1 protein-coding gene and 1 pseudogene are annotated in these 1,079 nt (G+C 59.9%); both read left to right on the plus strand.

Going from position 1 to position 1,079, the window contains the following annotated elements; translation table 11 throughout:
- Positions 1 to 114 (plus strand): annotated as a pseudogene (locus tag ACNPAA_RS20895) (IS1595 family transposase); the annotation flags it as partial.
- A gap of 153 nt (positions 115 to 267) precedes the next feature.
- Positions 268 to 858, plus strand: a complete 591-nt coding sequence (locus ACNPAA_RS20900) for a tetratricopeptide repeat protein (protein ID WP_052815418.1) — start codon at positions 268 to 270, stop codon at positions 856 to 858.
- The last annotated feature ends 221 nt before the right edge of the window (positions 859 to 1,079 follow it).

Below are 1,079 nucleotides of genomic sequence, written 5' to 3' on the forward strand. Positions count from 1 at the left end.
CGGTTTAATCATCGTTTTGACCTCAAGAGCATGTTGGTTGAATTGGGGCATGCAGTCGTGGCAAGCCCTCCGATGCCATATCGGCTCTTGAAGCTGGCTGAGGGTCATGGGTAATCAGGTACAGTTATTTTGCTGTGTCGCCCGTCAAACTGCAAGTTCGCAAAGAGCGACCCCATGAAAGAGGGTGAACCCAGGTGATCTCCTGCTTGATCTGTTGCTACATTTCGTTTACATAGACGAAATGCGAACCAGATCACGGAAAATGTCATGCAACCTACTATCGCCCGCTGGCTCTTCATCGCCCTCATTGCGCTGGTCATCTGGCGTCTGATCCCGCTCTCCACTGAGCAGGAGCTGGCGGCGGCCAACCGCGCCTGGCGGACAGGGCACTTTGATGAGGCGACCCGGATCTGGACGCCGCTGGCGGAGCAGGGCCAGCCACGGGCACAGGCGCTGATGGGTTGGAGCCATGAAGTGGGGCAGGGGAGCGAGCAGGATATGGATCGCGCCATCCGACTCTATCGTCAGGCTGCGCAGGCGGGGGACGCTTTCGGCCAGTATCGGCTGGGAGAGGTCTATCTGCGCGGGGCCGGGGTGAAGCGGGATCTGCACGAGGCGTTTCGCTGGATGGAGCTGGCAGCCAGGAACGGTGATGTGCCCGCCATGCTGAAGGTGGGCATCCTGCAACTGATGGGGGTCAACGGGCGGGTTGAACTGGCCGAGGCGAAGCAGTGGCTCTATCAGGCCTCGCAAAAGGGCAACAAGATGGCACTCCAGGTGTTGCAGGAGATGGCGCTGGCCGAGGAGGGGCGCAGCGCCTTCGATTTCAATGGCCACTCTTTTCTGAACGCCGGTTAGGGATCAACGGCTGGCGGTGACTTTGCCGGGCGTCACGTCGGTGACATAGAGGGTACTGCGCTCGGCACTGTGGACGATGCTGCATACCTCCCGCTTGCTGCCATCTTAAATGCGAAAGGGGACTCCCTCCGACGTAGGTGGGAGGGGAATTTCGCCGGGGCGTCAGCCCCGCTGGTTTTGAATGTATTGCTTGATCACCTCTAACGGCGCACCGCCGCAAG

Source organism: Aeromonas sp. PS2Canimalfood6 (assembly GCF_048276795.1).
GTDB classification, from domain to species: domain Bacteria; phylum Pseudomonadota; class Gammaproteobacteria; order Enterobacterales; family Aeromonadaceae; genus Aeromonas; species Aeromonas caviae.